We start from the raw sequence: 16,256 nt of genomic DNA, 5'->3' as shown, positions 1-16,256 counted from the left end.
GCTTATTGAGGTGCTCGACCTCAATAAGGCCGACTTTTCGTTGCTATGGCGGGGCAAACCCCGGATATAAGACCCACCATTTGTCTATTAACCCATTTTTAATGGCGAAAATTCTGATGGTGCTGTACCCGGATCCCGTGGACGGCTTCCCGCCCAAGTACATTCGCGATTCCATTCCCACGATTGATTGCTACCCGGGCGGCTCCAGCACTCCTACGCCGTCGGGCATCGATTTCACCCCGGGCGAGATGGTGGCGTGCGTCTCCGGCGCCCTGGGCCTGAAGAAGTGGGCCGCGGATAACGGTCACGAACTCATCGTCACCTCCGATAAGGAAGGCGAGAATTCGGAATTCGAGAAGCATCTTCCCGATGCGGACGTGGTTATCTCCCAGCCGTTCTGGCCCGCCTACCTGGGCAAGGATCGCCTGGAGAAGGCCAAGAACCTCAAGCTGGCCATCACCGCCGGCGTGGGCTCCGATCACGTGGACCTCACCGAAGCGATGAAGCGCAATATCACGGTTGCTGAGGTCACCTACTCGAACTCGATTTCGGTGGCCGAGCACGCGGCCATGACCATCCTCAACCTGGTGCGTAACTTCGTTCCCGCCCACCGTATCGTCACCGACGAAAAGGGCTGGAACATCGCAGATGCCGTCAAGTGGTCCTATGACCTGGAAGGCATGGACGTGGGCGTCATCGCCGCCGGCCGCATCGGCCGCGCCCTGCTCAAGCGCATGAAGCCCTTCGATGTGAACCTGCACTACTACGATCTGTACCGCCTCGATCCGAAGACGGAGAAGGAACTCGGCGCCACCTACCACGAGACCGTTGAGGACCTCATGCGTAGCGTGGACGTGGTATCCATCCACTCCCCGCTCACCTCGGATACCTACCATATGGTGGACGAGAAGATGATCAACTCGATGCGCCGCGGTTCCTACATCGTGAACACCGCCCGCGCGGAGATCGTGGTGCGCGACGACATTGTCAAGGCCCTCGAATCCGGCCAGCTCGGCGGCTACGGCGGGGACGTGTGGTACCCGCAGCCCCCGGCCGAGGATCACCCGTGGCGCACCATGCCGCGCAACGCGATGACCCCTCACACCTCCGGTTCCTCGCTGTCCGCACAGACTCGCTACGCTGCCGGCACCCGCGAAATCCTCGAAGATTTCTTCGCTGGTCGCCAGCTGCGCGATTCCTACATTATCGTCCAGGGTGGGGCGCTCGCCGGAACCGGCGCGAAGTCCTACACCACCGACGGTAAGGCCAGCCCCGGATCCACCGGTAAGTAAAAGGTAGAGCGTTCTCGCTCTATTTCTAGCTCTCGCAAGTCCTGAACTCTCCATTGGCGCCGCGTGGCGAACCGCGATCTCCCTCGGGAATCCGATTCGCTCCGCGGCGCCGGTGTCGTGTGTGGGGGTTTCGCGGCGGTGACGTGCGCGGCGCGGGCCAGCTTCTTCCCACTATGCGTCCGGCGTACGCCCAGGAACGGCCACTAACCTGCGCTCCGGGAATTATCCCTTTCACTTTCACGGTCGAAACAGAAAGAGACTCTTATGCGCACATCGGCACTCCTCATGACGGGGGCTCTGCTGGTCCCGCTCGCCGCCCAGGCCCTGCCGGTTCTCAGCCCCGCTCCCGCCGCCGCCAGCGACATCACGCCCGGTAATAGCTCCGCAACCCAGCTCGCCGAGGCCCGTGCCCGACTCACCGCCGCGATTAACGCCCGGGACGCCATCCTCGCGGAAATAAAAGCGAGCGGCGCGAGCCTCGCGGATATTCAGAGCGCCGCGCAGGCCTACGCGCGGGCAAACGCGCAGGTGGAGGCCGCGCAACAGGCGTATGATGCCGCGGTCGCGAAAGCTTCCAGTTTCGATTCCGCAAAGAAGGGGTACGACGACGCAGCTTCTGTCATGCCCCAACTCGCCAAGAATGCCGAGTCCGCGCGGGCCCGCCGCGATGCCGCGCAGGCCGCCTACGATAAGGCGATTGCGCCCAATCCTGAGGCTGCCAAAGCCGCCCAGGAACAAGTGGATGCCGCTCGGGCCAAGCTTGAAGAATCCAAGACCGCAGCGAAAGCGCAATGGGATCGGGGAACCCTCGGGTTTTACGAAGCCCGCAGCGCCCAGAAAGCCCTCGATGTTTTCAGCACCAATACGGAGTACCAGGGTAAGCCACTAGCGTCCTATACTCATCCGGGCGCAGCCGATGATGCCACGAACCTGGATTCCATGGCGACAACCCTGAGCCTCATTACGAAGATCAACGAGCTGCGCGCCGCACACCAGCTTGAGCCGCTCAAGGTCACGGACTACCTCATGGCCGTCGCCCAGCTCCAGGTCAATGCACAATCTCGCACCAATAAAATGACGCATATTAACGCGTTCAACGTGGCAGAAAACCTTGCCTCCGCGAACTATCCCGGCGATGAGCTCTCCCTCAAGCTCTGGTATCACAACGAAAAGGCACTCCACGACCAGGGCGTCACGGACTTCGCGAAAGTCGGGCATTACCTTAATATTGTGAACCGCGATTACACCGTAACCGGGATAGCTTTCGCCCCTAATATCCAGGCAAATACTTTCGATCACACGCCTCTTTACGGTGACACCTCGCAGCCGCAAACGGTTGCGGACTACTCCGCCGCGCTGCAGAGTTATATGAATGGCCTCAAGGATGAGATGGCCCAGGGCTCTTCCGTGGCTCGTACGGCTCTGGCAGATGCGACGGCCGAACTCGAAGCAGCTACCAAGGGCGATCCTGAATCCTTGGAAGCCCAGATCGCGAAAACGCAACTTGAGACCGCTGGCCGAGAATACGACGAGGCCAAGGCCGCGCTCGATACCGCGCAGGCCAAACTCACGGCCGCGACCGCAGCTTATGAGAGCGCGAAGGCCGCGAAGCAAGCTGTCCAGAAACTCGCCGAGCAGCTCACCGCCGCTCAGGGCGAGCGGGAGCGTGCCGCCGCTCGCGCCGCGCAGCTCGGGGAATTCGGCGAGCGGCTCGCCACCGCGGAGGCCGATGTGGCGCGCGCCCAGGCCGATGTAGATCGCCTTTCACCCGCGCCGGCGCCGAATCCCGCGCCTACACCCGGCACTCCCGGCACGAACGCGCCCGCTCCCAACAACCCCGCCACCGGCAACGTCTTCTACGTTTCCAATGATTGGACCTCACGCGAGGCCGCCAGCGTATTTTCCTACGGGCGGGCCGGCGATGAAGTGCTCGTCGGCGATTGGGACGGCGATGGTAAGGATACCTTCGCGGTGCGCCGCGGCAACAAGATCTACGTCAAGAACAGCGTGGATGGCGGAGCTGCCGATGTGGAATTCGCCTACGGCCGCGCCGGCGATGAAATCCTAGTAGGCGATTTCGATGGCGACGGCAAGGATACCTTCGCCGTGCGGCGGGGCAATACCTTCTACGTCCTCAATTCCCTGCACGGCGGGGAGGCCGACCGGGTGGTCCACTACGGGCGCGCGGGCGACACCGTCCTCACCGGCGATTTCGACGGGGACGGCAAGGACACGTTCGCGGTGCGCCGCGGCAACCTGTACTACGTCAAAAACGCCATCGCGGGCGGCGCGGCGGATACCGTTTTTTCTTACGGCCGTGCCGGTGACGCCACAATTTTGGGCGATTTTAACGGCGACGGCGTAGATACGCTGGCGGTGCGCCGGGGCAATACCGTTTACGTGAAGAATTCGCTAGCCGCTGGCGAAGCCGACCAGGTCCTCGCTTACGGGCGCACCTCCGACCAGCTCTTCGTGGGCGATTGGGACGGCAACGGCACCGACACCCCCGCCGTCCGCCGCTAAGGCGCCGACCCAGGAAATAGCACCATCCTGTAGCGCCATCCTCGCGTATGTGCAGCTCTGCACTCACCTACCGCACCAAGGTGAGTGCAGAGCTTGTTTTCGCTGCACCTAAATGCGTATAGAAAGAACTCATTACCAACTCTGGTAACCACTGCGCGCCATGTACACCCCGTGACCTGTTTCCGTATTCCAACAGCTCATGGCGTAATTACTTGCCACACAGACATACGGGCCCGAATAGACAACCTCTCTAGGTTTCACAACCATGTGACCAAAGTTTTTGACCATATACGGTTGAATATCCTGAGTTTCGTGCGCTTCCGGAACTTCATCTCGCCATAGCGAGAAGGACCAACGGGGCAAACTACCACTGTTACCCGGGTGTGATGGATAGAGGTTACGCTCCTTATATGACTTCACCCCGCAGGTAGCACTGCCATTTGGCGGGTCATAAAACTGACATGTCACATTAGCGTCTTTATCAGTAATGGTTCGGACGTCCCGCTGGCTTTGTGGATCATAACCGCTGATCGGGATCTCAATCGCGCCTTCAGGTACCGGACCGCCAGCCCCAATGTATGCGCCAGCAGGAACGCCCGGCCGATGGCCTTTGTCGACATAGCGTGGTTTATCAAAGTGGTCCGAACTGGTTGTTGTAAGCTGTTCTGCCCTCCGCGGGAGTTGGCCCACGCGGACAATCTCCGTTTCCGCTTCGTTCATGGTAAAAATCGACGACGCTATGCCACTTGCCGACGCCGAATCTTCATCAGCTTTAGCATAAAGATAGTTGATCTGAATTTCATTTGGCGATATTCGTACGACGCTAGCCGGCATACCGAAAACGTCACTACCTGTAGCCGGATACAGATACTCACCGTGGCTATAAAGGATCTGGACACTCATGGGTATCCCCGAGGATTGGCTTGCCGCAACAGAAATGACAGAAAGGGGAGCACACGGATCGTAGCCATCGAGATCGGCATACTGAATGTCTTGTATCCAAGGAAGATCGGGCAAATGCGGCGCTCGCGCAATACCATCGGCAAAAGCCTCTTCCGCACCCATGCCGCATGTGGTAGCAGACCGAGAAGATGGTTCCGGAGAGGAGGTCACAGTGTCGAGAACTGTGCCGGAAGCCCCTGACGGGTCCACGGCGGAGGAGTCTGGTTGTTTTTGCGAACAACCGCCTAGTAGTAACACGACCAGTCCAGTTAAAACACCAACGCTCTTCTTCATAATGGCCCCTTTTTAGTCATTCGGAAAGCTTTAGGTTGATAATGCCGGCGCGCTAGCGCGCCACTTCGCCGCCGGAGATCTCCGCGATGGTGAGTTCTTCGCGGGTGGGCCCGCCTTCCCAATCGCCGATGGTGCCCACCGCGAAGGCCCCCAGGAGGTGCCCGCGGTCCAGGCGCTCCGCGAAGGAAAGTCCCTCCAGCCACCCGGAAAGATAACCGGCCACGAAGGCGTCACCAGCCCCGATGGTATCCACAACGGTCACCCGCCGCCCGGGTCGTTCCACCGACTCGGTGGGGGTGGTCACGCGCGCCGTCGTCGAATCTTTCCACACCACTTCCGAAACGCCCCAGTCCAGCAGGCGCTGAGTTGCCGCGGCCACCTCGGATTCGCCGGTGAGCAGCTCCAGTTCCTCCGTGCCGCCGAAGACCACATGCGCCCCGCGCGCGATCTGCGCGAGCACCGGCGCCGCGTCCTGAGCATCCCACAAGCGCGAGCGGAAATTGACATCGAAAGACACCGGCACCCCGCGCTCCCCGGCCAGCTCCACGGCGAGCATCGTGGCGGCACGTGCTTCCTCCCCGAGCGCCGGGGTAATGCCCGTCAGATGCACGATTTTTGGCTCCAGCTCAAACATGGCGCGGATCTGATCAGGGGTAATGAGGCGCCCCGCGGAAAACTTACGGTGGTAATCCACCGCGAAGGTCCCCAGCCCGGCGTGGCGCGAGACCAGCACCCCGGTGGGCGCGGTGGTGATCTGGCGGGCGTGATCCCAGCGCACGCCCTCGCCGCGCAGGGTCCGCATAATCATGTACCCAAATAGGTCCTTGCCGACGCTCCCGACCCACGCGGTGGAATGCCCCAGCCGCGCCATCCCGATGGCCACATTCGTTTCCGCACCGCCGAAGGACGCGCGCGGCCGCGCCCCGATCTGCGGAGATTCCGTAAAGGTCAGAGCCCCCATCGATTCGCCGAAAGTCACCAGATCCGTCATATTTTTCCTCCTTGATGACGACGCCGCCCGCGCCCCGCCGCCCCGGCCTGGTGTGCCGGGGTCGCGCGCGTGGCGGTCACCATAGCCATCATATCGAGGGGGAGTCCGCACGGGCGGAGAGGCCCGGCGTCGTCGTTAATAAAAGGAAAAGCGCGGCAACCGAACCGTGCGGGGACGCACGACGGCGCGAACGGGCCGCGAGCGCGCGCGTGAATCTCGGCACATCGCAGCCCCCAGCACCATACCTAACTAAAAAATCGCCATAGTTTTACTGTATCTTTACTAATGGGAGCGGGTTCCACGCACCCCTCCCGCAAGCTTTGCGTGAATCGCGCGGGCCCGGGCAGATCGCAGACCGCGAGCGCCCGCGCATCGCGCCAAGCGCAACTATCGCAACCGTAGGAGGGACGATGAACGCATATACGCCGTGGACCATGCTGGTCGACGCCGGAATGATTGGCCTGCTGCTCGCCATTGGGGTGTTCCTGCGCGCCCGGGTGAAGTGGCTGCAGAATATGCTGGTTCCCGCCTCGGTGATTGCCGGTGCGCTGGGGCTGGTGCTCGGCCCGAATGTGCTGGGGGCGGTAGCGGAAAGCCGCGGCTGGCATATCGGGTCCTGGCAGGTGACCGGGATTCCGTTCTCCGAGCATATGGGCACGTATGCCTCGATTCTTATTGTTATTGTGTTTGCTTGCATGGCCCTCACCGATGATTTCGATATTCGCAAAGTCAATAAAGCGGTGGGCGGTTTTGCTTCCTACGGGGTGCTTATGTACGGGGCGCAGGTGGCGCTCGGTATGGCTTTCGCGCTGCTGTTCCTCACCCCGGTGCTCGGTTCGCCGGATGTGCTGGGCATTATGCTGTTCACCGGCTGGGCGGGCGGTTTCGGTACCGCGGCAGCCGTGGGCAATATTTACGCGGAAAATGGGCAGCCGGAAGTGGCCTCGCTGGCTTTCACCTCGGCCACGGTGGGGCTGCTGGTCGGGGTGGTCGGCGGGATTATCCTCGCGAAATTCGGGGCGCGGCGCGGGCAGGCCAAGGCTTTCCGCGGTATGGATTCCCTGCCCGATGAGCTCCTCACCGGGGTGCTCGATGCCAATAAGCGCCGCCCGGCCCTGGGCTACCACACCTTCTCCGGCGGTTCGATTGAGACGCTCTCCTTCGAGGTCGGGATTGTGAGTCTGGTGGCGGTGGCCGGCTACGGGATTGGTCAGCTCCTCAAGCACCTGTTCCCCGGTATTTCCTTCCCGCTTTTCGCCATCGCTTTCCTGGTGGGGATCGTGGTGCGGATTGTTATGAACGGAGTGGGGGCCTCCCACCTGCTCGACGCGGGCACGCTGCGCTCGGTTTCCGGGCTGTGCACGGACATTCTGATTGTGTGCGGTATTGCTTCGATTCAGCCGGAATTCGTTTCCGACCACCTGCTGGCCCTCGGCTTGCTGTTCCTCTTCGGTCTTATTCTGTGCACGGTTTTGGGCCTGGTGGTGGCCCCGCGGCTCATGGGCGAGGGCTGGTTCGAACGCCAGCTCTTCACCTGGGGGTGGGCTACCGGCTCTGTTTCCACCGGCCTGGCGCTGCTGCGCATCGTGGATCCCAAGCTGGAATCGGGCACCATTGAGCAATTCGGTTATGCCTACCTGCCGGTGGTTCCGGTGGAGATTTCCGCGGTGTCCTTCGTGCCGGTTATGGCGCTGGCCGGGATGGGCTGGGCCGTGGTGGGCGTCTGGGGTGCCATCGCGGTGCTCGGGCTGCTAGGCGGCTGGTGGGTGGTGCGCTCCGGGCACGCGAATACCCACGGCGAGCCCGGCCCGGTGGGCACCCTGGGTACCGGGTTTACCGGGTAGCGCGTTTCGGCTCGCGTGCGGCTCGCCTGGGGTTCGCCTGGGGTTCGCGTGCGGTTGCACGCGAGTGCACGGGTGCGCGGTTGCACGGTTCACCCACCCACTCCAGTCCGTGCAACGCGGCCCGCTTCGCTACCATGGTGGCATGAACGACGACGCTGCCACCTCCCCGACCGCGAACTCTCTCACCCAGCGTTTCCTCTCCGCGGTGGAAGACCTCCGGGCTGAGCTCGATCATGCCACCGGCCTGGATTCACGTGGTTTCGGGGATGCCTGGGCGAAGGCGTACGAAAAGCGGGTTCCCGCCGTCGTTCGCAATAACAACCTGGGCGAGGTACTGCGCAATCTGCGCAATACCATCGCGCATAACAACTACAAGAACGGCCAACCCATTGCCACCCCGCGCGCGGACCTGGTCGAAGCCGCCGAGCGGCTACTTTTCCAGGTGCGCAACGAACCGCAGATCCAAAACTTCATGATTCACGACGTCGCGACCGTCTCTCCCGTGGATACTTTCGCTACCGTCGCCGCTATTCTCGACGCGCACGGCTACGCCCAGCTTCCGGTGGTGGATGGCTCCACGATTATCGGGCTGCTCACCACCAATATGGTGGCCCGCTGGGTGTCCGGAATGGTGACTGCCGGGAAAGAATCCCAGCTGGCCGACGTGCCGGCCGGGGATATCCTCGCCCACAGCGGCACGCACGACGCTCCCCTCTACGCCAAACCTTCCGATAGGGCCATGGCAGTATGCACAGCCCTGACCGACCGCGGCCATCCCGCAGTGCTCATCACTCGCACCGGGGATGCCACCGGGGTGCTTATCGGGCTGGTGGCCCGCGCGGATGTGGGGCGGATTTTCAGGGACATCGCCATCGCGAGGTAAGCGGGCGGGGCGGGAGGCTGCGGCGTCGTCGTACTATTCTGTGGTGCGGCGGCACGCGAGCGATGCGGGGACCTGCGCACGCACGAAACGCCACCCGCGCGCGGCGGCGCGCACGCATCAGCGCTGCGCCCTCGCTCAGGAAGAAATTTTCGCCTCCCGTTATCTATTTAAAGCTTTCTGCGGCACACTAGAATGTATCTATCGCCACGTTATTGGCTGACGCAAAGGGGATGTGATGGCGCAAGAAGATGTTGAGAACGCACGGGCAAGCACCACCGGACCGCTTCCGGGCTCCGGCTACGTGGCGTCCTCCTCCGAAGAAGCGCGGGCAGCCGCGGCGCGCGAACCGAACCGCCGGACCGTGGGCGAATTGTTCTCCTCCGCCACGGCGCAATTCTCCACCCTGGTCCGCGACGAAATTCAGTACACTCAGGCCAGCCTCAAGCACAAGGTCCTCAACCTCGGGATGGGCGGGGTGCTCCTCGCGGTGGCCGGGGTGCTGGCGCTGTTCATGCTCGGGTTCCTGCTGCACGCGGCAGCGGCCTTCTTTACGGTTGTGTTCGGCGGGCGCTGGTGGGCCGGCTACCTGACGGTCGCCGGTATTCTGCTCCTTATTATTGCGGTGCTCGCGCTGCTGGGGCTGCGCAAACTCAAGAAATCCGGAAAGTATCCAACCAATCTTGTTGGCGGCCTGAGCAAGGACGTCGACGCCGTGAAGAAAGGCCTGTCGAAGTGAGCGCTTCCGATAACCGTAAACCTGAGGACATCCAGCGCGATATCGAGCGCACCCGCGCGGAGCTGACTGCCACCGTCAATGAGCTGGTGGATCGCCTGGATCCGCGCACGAATATCAAGAACGCCACCGACGCCGCGAAGGACAAGGTAGCCACCACCACGGCCACGCTCAAGGACAAGGCCTCCGCTTTTGCCGAGGCGGCGAAAGATAAGGCTGCGGTTTTCGCGGATAATGCGAAGAGCACCGCGGCGGATGCCTCCGCCAAGGCCTCTGCTAAAGCCTCGGATTTCGCGCATACCGCGAAGGCGAAGGTGAACGACCTGGCCGATTCCGCGAAGGAACACCTCGCGGGCTCCGGCTTGGGCGGCGGCGCTGATGGGGCTGGCGCTGACGGTGCCGATTTCGGCGGCCCGTGCGGCTGCGGTTGTGCAGATGCCGACGTTGAGGCGGTTGCTGAAGGCGCCGCGTGCGGTGGTGGTTGCGGTTGTGGCGGCGACGAGCACGGTTACGGCGACCACGATTTCGGCGACCACGCCTGTGAGTGCGGTGGCGCGTGCGGTGGCGGTACGTGCGGCGGCGCGCATCATTACGACGACGACGCCACCGGCCACGGGTGCTCAGGCCACTGTTCCGCCGGTCATTCCTTTGCCGGGATTCCCTCGGCCGCGCAGGTAGCCCAGGACGTTATTGACGATGCTCGGCGCGGGGAACAAACCGGGCTCGCCGTGGTGGCTGGCCTTAGCGTTGCCGCCCTGGGTGCGGTCACACTGCTGGGCAGCGCCCTCTTCGGGCGCGGGCGCCGGCGCAAGTAACCGCGTGGCGCGCGACACCTGTCGCTGGGTTCGTGGCCGCTTTACAGGCCATCTACCTGGGAAAGGTGAGGAGCGCCGTACTCTTTCCGCGTATGTCACATAGCCATATATAGGCCATAGCGGCTAATATAGGTCACGAAATAGTAAACCGGGCCAGATGAGCCCAGATGAGATGAAGGGGGTCGAGCTCATGGGGCGCGGCCGTCAGAAGGCTAAGCAGCGTAAGGTAGCCCGGAATCTCAAGTACTTTACACCGGATACTGATTACGCCGCTCTCGAGCGTGAGCTGGGTATTAATCGTGATGAGCGCCAGGAATCCCACTACGATTCCTCGGATGATCCGTATGCTCGTTACGCCGACTACGCAGATTACGACGAGTCAGATGACAATGACGATGACTGGGCGGATGATTACGATCCGAACAATATTCCACCAGCCACCAAATAGGTACTCATTCCTGTAACGAACGTGCCGGCGGCCCCAGGGCTGCCGGCACAATTGTTTGGCCTATAGGCCATTGTTTCTGAGCCAGCCCCGGAAACGAAGTGTCTATAAGAGCACCGCCTCTGGGCGATTTCGTGTCTCTTACGCCCACTACGCGGGATGCGTTGTCTGGAATGCACACTTCGAGGAGGCGAGAGGCCGGGCCGGATAACAGAATGTACATGGGTGACAGTTTTTCCGCGATTTAATGTCCGTGGCGTACATTCTGTGTTAGCGACGGTCCGAAATGCACCTTTTGCAGCCCTGAATCTTGAAAATGGCCCATTCCACCGACCCCGCCCCGCCCGAGGCGGGTGTGTTTTTCCGAGGTGCACTTCGCGTGTACGACATCTGCACTACAGCTCGGAAAACACGTGCCACCCCGCCAGGACGTGTGTGACTATTGAGGCTCCAGAGACTTGTGTGAGTTATGGGATTCCCGCGATCAGCGCTCCACACCCTCAGCTCAGTGATCCGCGCCGGCCACATGCACCAGGGGGAGAAACTCGGAGAGGTTCGCGCGGGTTCCGGAGGCGTCCACCCGCCCGGAAGCCACGGCATCATCCCAGTTCAGAGCACCCACGCACAACCCCAGGAACGTGCCCGCATCGCATTCGACCACATTCGGCGGGGTACCGCGGCGGTGGCGCACCCCGGCAACCGCCTGCACCGCGCCAACATACGGAACTCGGATTTCCACCGCGTGCCCGGGATGCCGCGCCGCAAGCTCCTCGAGAAGGAACCGCACCGCCGTGCGCGACTCACTCGCGCTGAGGTCCTCACCTGCGCGAAAGCGGGCGAGGAGGGGCAGCGCGTCCGCGCTATCGATTTTTCGTGTCACGGATCCACTCTACGACGCATTGGATGGCAACGGCACCTAAGGTACGACGGCGCCACCGCGAGCGCGCCCGCCCGGCGAAGTAGGCGCATCCGGCGCGCGGCACATATACGCAGCCGCGCGGGAGCGACGCGGCGCCGGGGAGAGACCGCGAGCGCGCCTGCCCGGCGAAGTAGGCAATCCGCCGGGCGCACGCCGCCCCTAGATCACACCCTGGGCGATCATCGCTTCCGCGACCATCTCGAAGCCCGCGGCATTGGCGCCCACCACGTAGTTACCTTCGTGGCCGTAGCGGGCGGCGGCATCCAGGGAGGTGTCGTGGATATCGCGCATGATGTCGTGCAGTTTGGCATCCACCTTCTCGAAGCTCCAGCTTTGCCGCGCGGAATTCTGCTGCATTTCCAGCGCGGAGGTGGCCACCCCGCCGGCGTTCGCGGCCTTGCCGGGGGCAAAAAGCACCCCGTTTTCCTGGAGCAGGTGGGTGGCTTCCAGGGTGGTAGGCATATTCGCGCCTTCCACCACCGCGCGCACTCCCCCGTTGAGAAGCTGGCGCGCATCGGCCTCGTTGAGCTCGTTCTGAGTGGCGCACGGGAAAGCGATATCCGCGCGAATCCCCAGTTCAGCCAGGTTCCACACCTTCGCCCCGGCCTGGTAGCGCGCGCTGGGGCGCTGCGCCGCGTAATCGGAGACCCGCCCGCGCAGATCTTCCTTAATATGGCGAAGCAGCTCGACGTCGATGCCGGCGTCGTCGTAAACCATCCCGGAAGAATCCGAGGCCGTGACCACGCGCGCGCCCATCTGCTGCGCCTTCGCGATCGCGTACAGCGCGACGTTCCCGGAACCGGAGACGATCGCGGTGCGCCCGTCCAAACTTTCCCCGCGCGCGGCGAGCATGGCGTCCGCGAAGTAGACCGCACCGTAACCGGTGGCTTCGGTGCGGGCGAGCGAGCCGCCGAAGCCGAGGCCCTTGCCGGTGAGCACGCCGGCGTCGAAAGTATCGCGGATGCGGCGGTACTGGCCGAACAGGTAGCCGATTTCGCGCCCGCCCACGCCGATGTCGCCGGCGGGGACGTCGATATCGGGGCCGATGTGGCGTTGCAATTCGGTCATGAAGGACTGGCAGAAGCGCATCACTTCGTTATCGCTTTTACCTTTGGGGTCGAAATTCGCGCCGCCTTTGGCGCCGCCGATGTGCTGGCGGGTCAGCGCGTTCTTGAAGATTTGCTCGAAGCCGAGGAATTTGAGCATGCCCAGGTAGACGGTCGGGTGGAAGCGCAGGCCGCCTTTGTAGGGCCCGAGCGCGGAGTTGAATTGCACCCGGTAGCCTTTGTTGACGCGAATTTTGCCGGCGTCATCGACCCACGGCACGCGGAAGGCGATGATGCGTTCGGGTTCAACCAGCCGTTCCAGGATGGCTTGGTCGGCGTACTCGGGGTGAGCCGCGAGGACCGGGGCGATGGAATCGAAAACTTCGCGCACGGCCTGATGGAATTCGGGTTCGCCCGGATTGGCGGCGACGACCTGATCGTAAACTTTATTCGCGTAATGCATATCAAAATGGTAAAACGTCCGGGTGCTTTCGCGGTATGATTTCGAAGCTCGAACACCACTCCGCGGTGCACGTCACATTGAGGTGCGGTACGTGCGGGGTTCGTGCAGAACGACGACGACGCCACCGGGCAGCCGCCACCCCGGCGCGTGAAGTGAGTGCGGCACGCGAAGCAGTCGCGGCGCGCGCCCGCGCCACTACGCCACCGCGCTTAGTGCCCGGGCCAGCGCTCCCCGGTGAGCATTTCGCATACCCGCAGGTAGCGGTCGCGAATATCTGCCACCACGGCGGCGGGAAGGGCCGGCGGCTGGGTGCCCTGCTCTGCATTCCACCCGGATTGGGCGGACATGAGCCACACCTGGGCGGCGTCCTTATCGAAGGGGCGCAGCGCCTCCGAGCTGGGCGGCACCTCCCCGGATTTCACCGCGCGATAGTCGGTGGAAAGCCAGTAGTGGGCGGTATCCGGGGTGAAGGCTTCGTCGGCCAGGATGAGGCGGCTGGAGCCGGCGTCCATATCCGTGCCGAATTCCAGTTTGGCATCCGCGAGCACCAGCCCGCGGGCCAGCGCGATGGCGTGGGCGTGCCGGTAGAGGTTGAGGGCTAGCACGCGCACCCGTTCCGCGGTGCTCTCCCCCACCCGCCGCATAAATTCATCCCACGGGATGGGGATATCCGGGCAGCCGGGCCGGCGCTTTTCCGCGATTCCGACCCACGGTAGTTCCAGCTTGGCGCCGAGCTCAATGGCGCCGTCGTACCGCATCGCATCGAGGGTGCCGAGGGTTTCGAGTGAGCGCACCGCACCCGCGGTTAGATAACCGCGCACCAGCACTTCGTAGGGGAGCATGCGCAGGGCCCGCACCAGGATGCCGCGCGCGGCGATATCCCGCGGCACGCCGCCCGGTAGGTAGTGACTTTCCGCGATGTCCCCAGTGCGGTCGAACCACCAGCGGGCGATCCGGGTGAGGATTTCGCCTTTATCCGGAATGAATGTGGGAACAACGTGGTCGAATGCCGCGATGCGGTCCGAGGCCACAATGAGATAGGTATCCATCCCGGCCATCGCGCCCCGGGCACGGGCCGGTACAAATCGTGCACCTTCCCGGAATAGGTGCGTTGCCATCCCCGAATGGGGACAAGGCTACCTGTGGTGTATGTAGACATTCCCGCCCCTCAATCTCTTCACGCGGGAGGCTCCTTCGCGTTCCCGCTCCGGTGCTGCGCGAGGGGCCACCGCCGGTTCCGTACCGCGTATCGCGGCGCTATTCGCAACCGCACGCCCGCGGGCTCACAACGAACTCACGGCCCGGGGGTGACCCTCCCCACACAACCTTCTTTTCCTTATAGTAAAGGAATTCTTAGCCCCTGTCCTGGGAGCTAAGTCACGCACCGCGCATTAGCGCAGGTCAAACGGGGTAAAGTGCGACGGCGCAGCTGCCCGCCGGGCAGCTGGCGGCGCGGCCGCGCGGGCGCTTTCGCTAGCGTGAGGCACCGCCGCGAATCGCCACGCCGGGGCCGCGCCACGTAACGCCGCACGCGCAACCGCGCCCGCGCCCGGCCGCCGCGCCGCTCAACTCAGCCAAGCAGATCGTGGAGCACGATGGTTTGCTCGCGATCCGGCCCCACCCCGATCAGCGAGAAGCGGCAGCCGGCCATCTCCTCCAGCCAGCGCACGTAGCTTTGGGCGTTGGCGGGCAGGTCCGCGAAGTCGCGCACCGTGGAGATGTCCTCCGTCCAACCCGGGTGGTACTCGTAAATGGGCTTGGCATTGGCGAAATCCCAGGTATCAATGGGAAATTCGTGCACGCGCTGGCCGTCGATCTCATAGCCCACGCATACCGGGATCTGCTCCACGCCGGTAAGCACATCCAGCTTGGTGAGGACCAGGTCGGTCAGGCCATTGACCCGCACCGCGTAGCGGGTGACCGGGGCGTCGTACCAGCCGCAACGGCGCGGGCGCCCGGTGGTGACCCCGTATTCGCCACCCGCTTCGCGCAGCCAATCGCCCTTCTCCCCGTGCAGCTCGGTGGGGAATGGCCCTTCGCCCACGCGGGTGGCGTAGGCCTTGACGATACCCACCACCCGGTCGATACGAGTGGGACCCACCCCGCTGCCGGTCACCGCCCCGCCGGCCGTGGCATTCGAGGAGGTCACATAGGGGTAGTTGCCGTGGTCGATGTCCAGGAGGGTGGATTGCCCGCCTTCAAAAACAACCGTCTTGCCTTCATCGAGGGCCTGATTGAGTTCGCGAGAAGCGCTAATCATCATAGGCGCGAGGCGTTCCCCATAGGCGAGCAGCTCGGTGAGCACGTCGTCGACGTTAATCTCCTCACGCCCCAGGTCCCGCAACACCAAGTTTTTCTGCGCCACCGCGGTCTCCACCTGCCCGCGCAAGCGCCGCGGGTGCACGAGGTCGACGATGCGAATCCCCACGCGATTGGCTTTATCCGCGTAGGTGGGGCCGATGCCGCGGCCGGTGGTGCCGATTTTGCCATCGCCGAGGACTTCTTCGTTGAGGCGGTCGAACATTTTTGTGTACGAGGTGATGACGTGCGCGTTGCCGGCGATGCGGAGGTTTTTCGTGGAGACGCCGCGCGATTCCAGCTCCGCCATTTCCGCGAAAAGCGCTTCGGGATCAACGACGACGCCGTTGCCAATCACCGAGATGCAATCTGAATTGAGAATGCCGGACGGGAGGAGGTGGAGAGCGAATTTCTGGCCATCCACGCTGACCGTGTGGCCGGCATTATTACCCCCGTTAAATTTCACAACATAATCGGCACGCTGGCCGAGCTGGTCAGTTGCCTTGCCTTTTCCTTCGTCGCCCCACTGGACGCCGAGAATAATGACCGCGGGCATAGTATCTAATCTCCTCGTTATATCAAACAGGTGTAAAGAGCTCCGCCGCCCGTGCCGCTGTGCGGCTACCGTGCCGCCGCCGTTGGACAGCCGGCTACCGACCGTAGGTCACCGGGCGACCGCCGTATGGCCGCGCCCCGTTGAGCCTCAGGCCCCGGGCTAACGTCCCGCTTTACCACACAATAATAACCGCCACAGCCCGCCGCGGGCAT

13 protein-coding genes are annotated in these 16,256 nt (G+C 63.1%); 7 read left to right on the top strand and 6 right to left on the bottom strand.

From position 1 onward, the window contains the following. Window positions 1–101: 101 nt before the first annotated feature. Both ACRQDJ_RS07255 and ACRQDJ_RS07250 read left to right on the top strand, forming a co-directional pair. Window positions 102–1,292 (top strand): NAD-dependent formate dehydrogenase, encoded by a 1,191-nt coding sequence (locus ACRQDJ_RS07255; RefSeq protein ID WP_026428718.1) that lies wholly within the window; start codon window positions 102–104, stop codon window positions 1,290–1,292. A 264-nt stretch (window positions 1,293–1,556) separates the two neighbouring features. Next, a complete protein-coding gene (locus tag ACRQDJ_RS07250; protein WP_435717930.1) occupies window positions 1,557–3,815 on the top strand; it encodes a CAP domain-containing protein in 2,259 nt (752 codons plus the stop codon). A gap of 132 nt (window positions 3,816–3,947) precedes the next feature. On the opposite strand, the gene ACRQDJ_RS07245 is transcribed toward ACRQDJ_RS07250, so the two are convergent. Both ACRQDJ_RS07245 and ACRQDJ_RS07240 read right to left on the bottom strand, forming a co-directional pair. Then, window positions 3,948–5,051 carry an LppP/LprE family lipoprotein gene (locus ACRQDJ_RS07245; protein ID WP_284904735.1) on the bottom strand — a complete coding sequence of 368 codons (1,104 nt, stop codon included), beginning with the start codon at window positions 5,049–5,051 and terminating at the stop codon, window positions 3,948–3,950. Between the two features lie 52 nt (window positions 5,052–5,103). Then, on the bottom strand, window positions 5,104–6,042 hold the full coding sequence (locus tag ACRQDJ_RS07240) for a sugar kinase (RefSeq protein ID WP_284897221.1): 939 nt from the start codon (window positions 6,040–6,042) through the stop codon (window positions 5,104–5,106). A gap of 410 nt (window positions 6,043–6,452) precedes the next feature. On the opposite strand from ACRQDJ_RS07240, the gene ACRQDJ_RS07235 reads away from it, so the two are divergent. From ACRQDJ_RS07235 to ACRQDJ_RS07215, 5 genes are all read left to right on the top strand, one after another. Next, window positions 6,453–7,886: a sodium/glutamate symporter gene (locus tag ACRQDJ_RS07235; protein ID WP_087069769.1), complete on the top strand. Its 1,434-nt coding sequence runs from the start codon at window positions 6,453–6,455 to the stop codon at window positions 7,884–7,886. Window positions 7,887–8,028: 142 nt separating this feature from the next. Beyond that, the gene (locus tag ACRQDJ_RS07230; RefSeq protein ID WP_087071110.1) at window positions 8,029–8,769 is read left to right on the top strand and encodes a CBS domain-containing protein; all 741 of its coding nucleotides are present in this window, start codon (window positions 8,029–8,031) and stop codon (window positions 8,767–8,769) included. A 235-nt stretch (window positions 8,770–9,004) separates the two neighbouring features. Continuing rightward, complete coding sequence (locus ACRQDJ_RS07225; protein WP_284897222.1) at window positions 9,005–9,505, top strand: phage holin family protein; 501 nt, start codon at window positions 9,005–9,007, stop codon at window positions 9,503–9,505. Next, window positions 9,502–10,317: a DUF3618 domain-containing protein gene (locus ACRQDJ_RS07220; RefSeq protein WP_284897224.1), complete on the top strand. Its 816-nt coding sequence runs from the start codon at window positions 9,502–9,504 to the stop codon at window positions 10,315–10,317. Before ACRQDJ_RS07225 ends, ACRQDJ_RS07220 begins: the two co-directional genes overlap by 4 nt. A 172-nt stretch (window positions 10,318–10,489) precedes the next feature. Then, window positions 10,490–10,765, top strand: coding sequence for a DUF3073 domain-containing protein (locus ACRQDJ_RS07215; protein ID WP_236624486.1), 276 nt, complete (start codon window positions 10,490–10,492; stop codon window positions 10,763–10,765). Between the two features lie 502 nt (window positions 10,766–11,267). Here the strand turns inward: ACRQDJ_RS07215 and ACRQDJ_RS07210 are convergent. From ACRQDJ_RS07210 to ACRQDJ_RS07195, 4 genes are all read right to left on the bottom strand, one after another. After that, a complete protein-coding gene (locus tag ACRQDJ_RS07210; protein ID WP_284897226.1) occupies window positions 11,268–11,642 on the bottom strand; it encodes a sterol carrier family protein in 375 nt (124 codons plus the stop codon). 198 nt (window positions 11,643–11,840) lie between these two features. Next, window positions 11,841–13,190 carry an NADP-specific glutamate dehydrogenase gene (gdhA, locus tag ACRQDJ_RS07205; RefSeq protein ID WP_284897228.1) on the bottom strand — a complete coding sequence of 450 codons (1,350 nt, stop codon included), beginning with the start codon at window positions 13,188–13,190 and terminating at the stop codon, window positions 11,841–11,843. 209 nt (window positions 13,191–13,399) lie between these two features. Next, complete coding sequence (locus ACRQDJ_RS07200) at window positions 13,400–14,308, bottom strand: phosphoribosylaminoimidazolesuccinocarboxamide synthase (RefSeq protein ID WP_435717929.1); 909 nt, start codon at window positions 14,306–14,308, stop codon at window positions 13,400–13,402. A 452-nt stretch (window positions 14,309–14,760) separates the two neighbouring features. Next, complete coding sequence (locus tag ACRQDJ_RS07195) at window positions 14,761–16,044, bottom strand: adenylosuccinate synthase (protein WP_284897232.1); 1,284 nt, start codon at window positions 16,042–16,044, stop codon at window positions 14,761–14,763. Window positions 16,045–16,256 lie beyond the last annotated feature (212 nt).

It is taken from the genome of Actinotignum urematis, from assembly GCF_051264595.1.
Classification (GTDB): domain Bacteria; phylum Actinomycetota; class Actinomycetes; order Actinomycetales; family Actinomycetaceae; genus Actinotignum; species Actinotignum timonense_A.
Note: the sequence above shows the minus strand (reverse complement) of the source record. Positions and strands in the feature narration are given on the sequence as shown.

What these genes read in the sequence shown, in the direction of transcription:
- ACRQDJ_RS07255 (WP_026428718.1), top strand. Translation starts at nt 102, where the DNA reads ATGGCGAAAATTCTGATGGTGCTGTACCCGGATCCCGTGGACGGCTTC.
- ACRQDJ_RS07250 (WP_435717930.1), top strand. Translation starts at nt 1,557, where the DNA reads ATGCGCACATCGGCACTCCTCATGACGGGGGCTCTGCTGGTCCCGCTC.
- ACRQDJ_RS07245 (WP_284904735.1), bottom strand. Translation starts at nt 5,051, where the DNA reads ATGAAGAAGAGCGTTGGTGTTTTAACTGGACTGGTCGTGTTACTACTA.
- ACRQDJ_RS07240 (WP_284897221.1), bottom strand. Translation starts at nt 6,042, where the DNA reads ATGACGGATCTGGTGACTTTCGGCGAATCGATGGGGGCTCTGACCTTT.
- ACRQDJ_RS07235 (WP_087069769.1), top strand. Translation starts at nt 6,453, where the DNA reads ATGAACGCATATACGCCGTGGACCATGCTGGTCGACGCCGGAATGATT.
- ACRQDJ_RS07230 (WP_087071110.1), top strand. Translation starts at nt 8,029, where the DNA reads ATGAACGACGACGCTGCCACCTCCCCGACCGCGAACTCTCTCACCCAG.
- ACRQDJ_RS07225 (WP_284897222.1), top strand. Translation starts at nt 9,005, where the DNA reads ATGGCGCAAGAAGATGTTGAGAACGCACGGGCAAGCACCACCGGACCG.
- ACRQDJ_RS07215 (WP_236624486.1), top strand. Translation starts at nt 10,490, where the DNA reads ATGAAGGGGGTCGAGCTCATGGGGCGCGGCCGTCAGAAGGCTAAGCAG.
- gdhA (WP_284897228.1), bottom strand. Translation starts at nt 13,190, where the DNA reads ATGCATTACGCGAATAAAGTTTACGATCAGGTCGTCGCCGCCAATCCG.
- ACRQDJ_RS07200 (WP_435717929.1), bottom strand. Translation starts at nt 14,308, where the DNA reads ATGGCAACGCACCTATTCCGGGAAGGTGCACGATTTGTACCGGCCCGT.
- ACRQDJ_RS07195 (WP_284897232.1), bottom strand. Translation starts at nt 16,044, where the DNA reads ATGCCCGCGGTCATTATTCTCGGCGTCCAGTGGGGCGACGAAGGAAAA.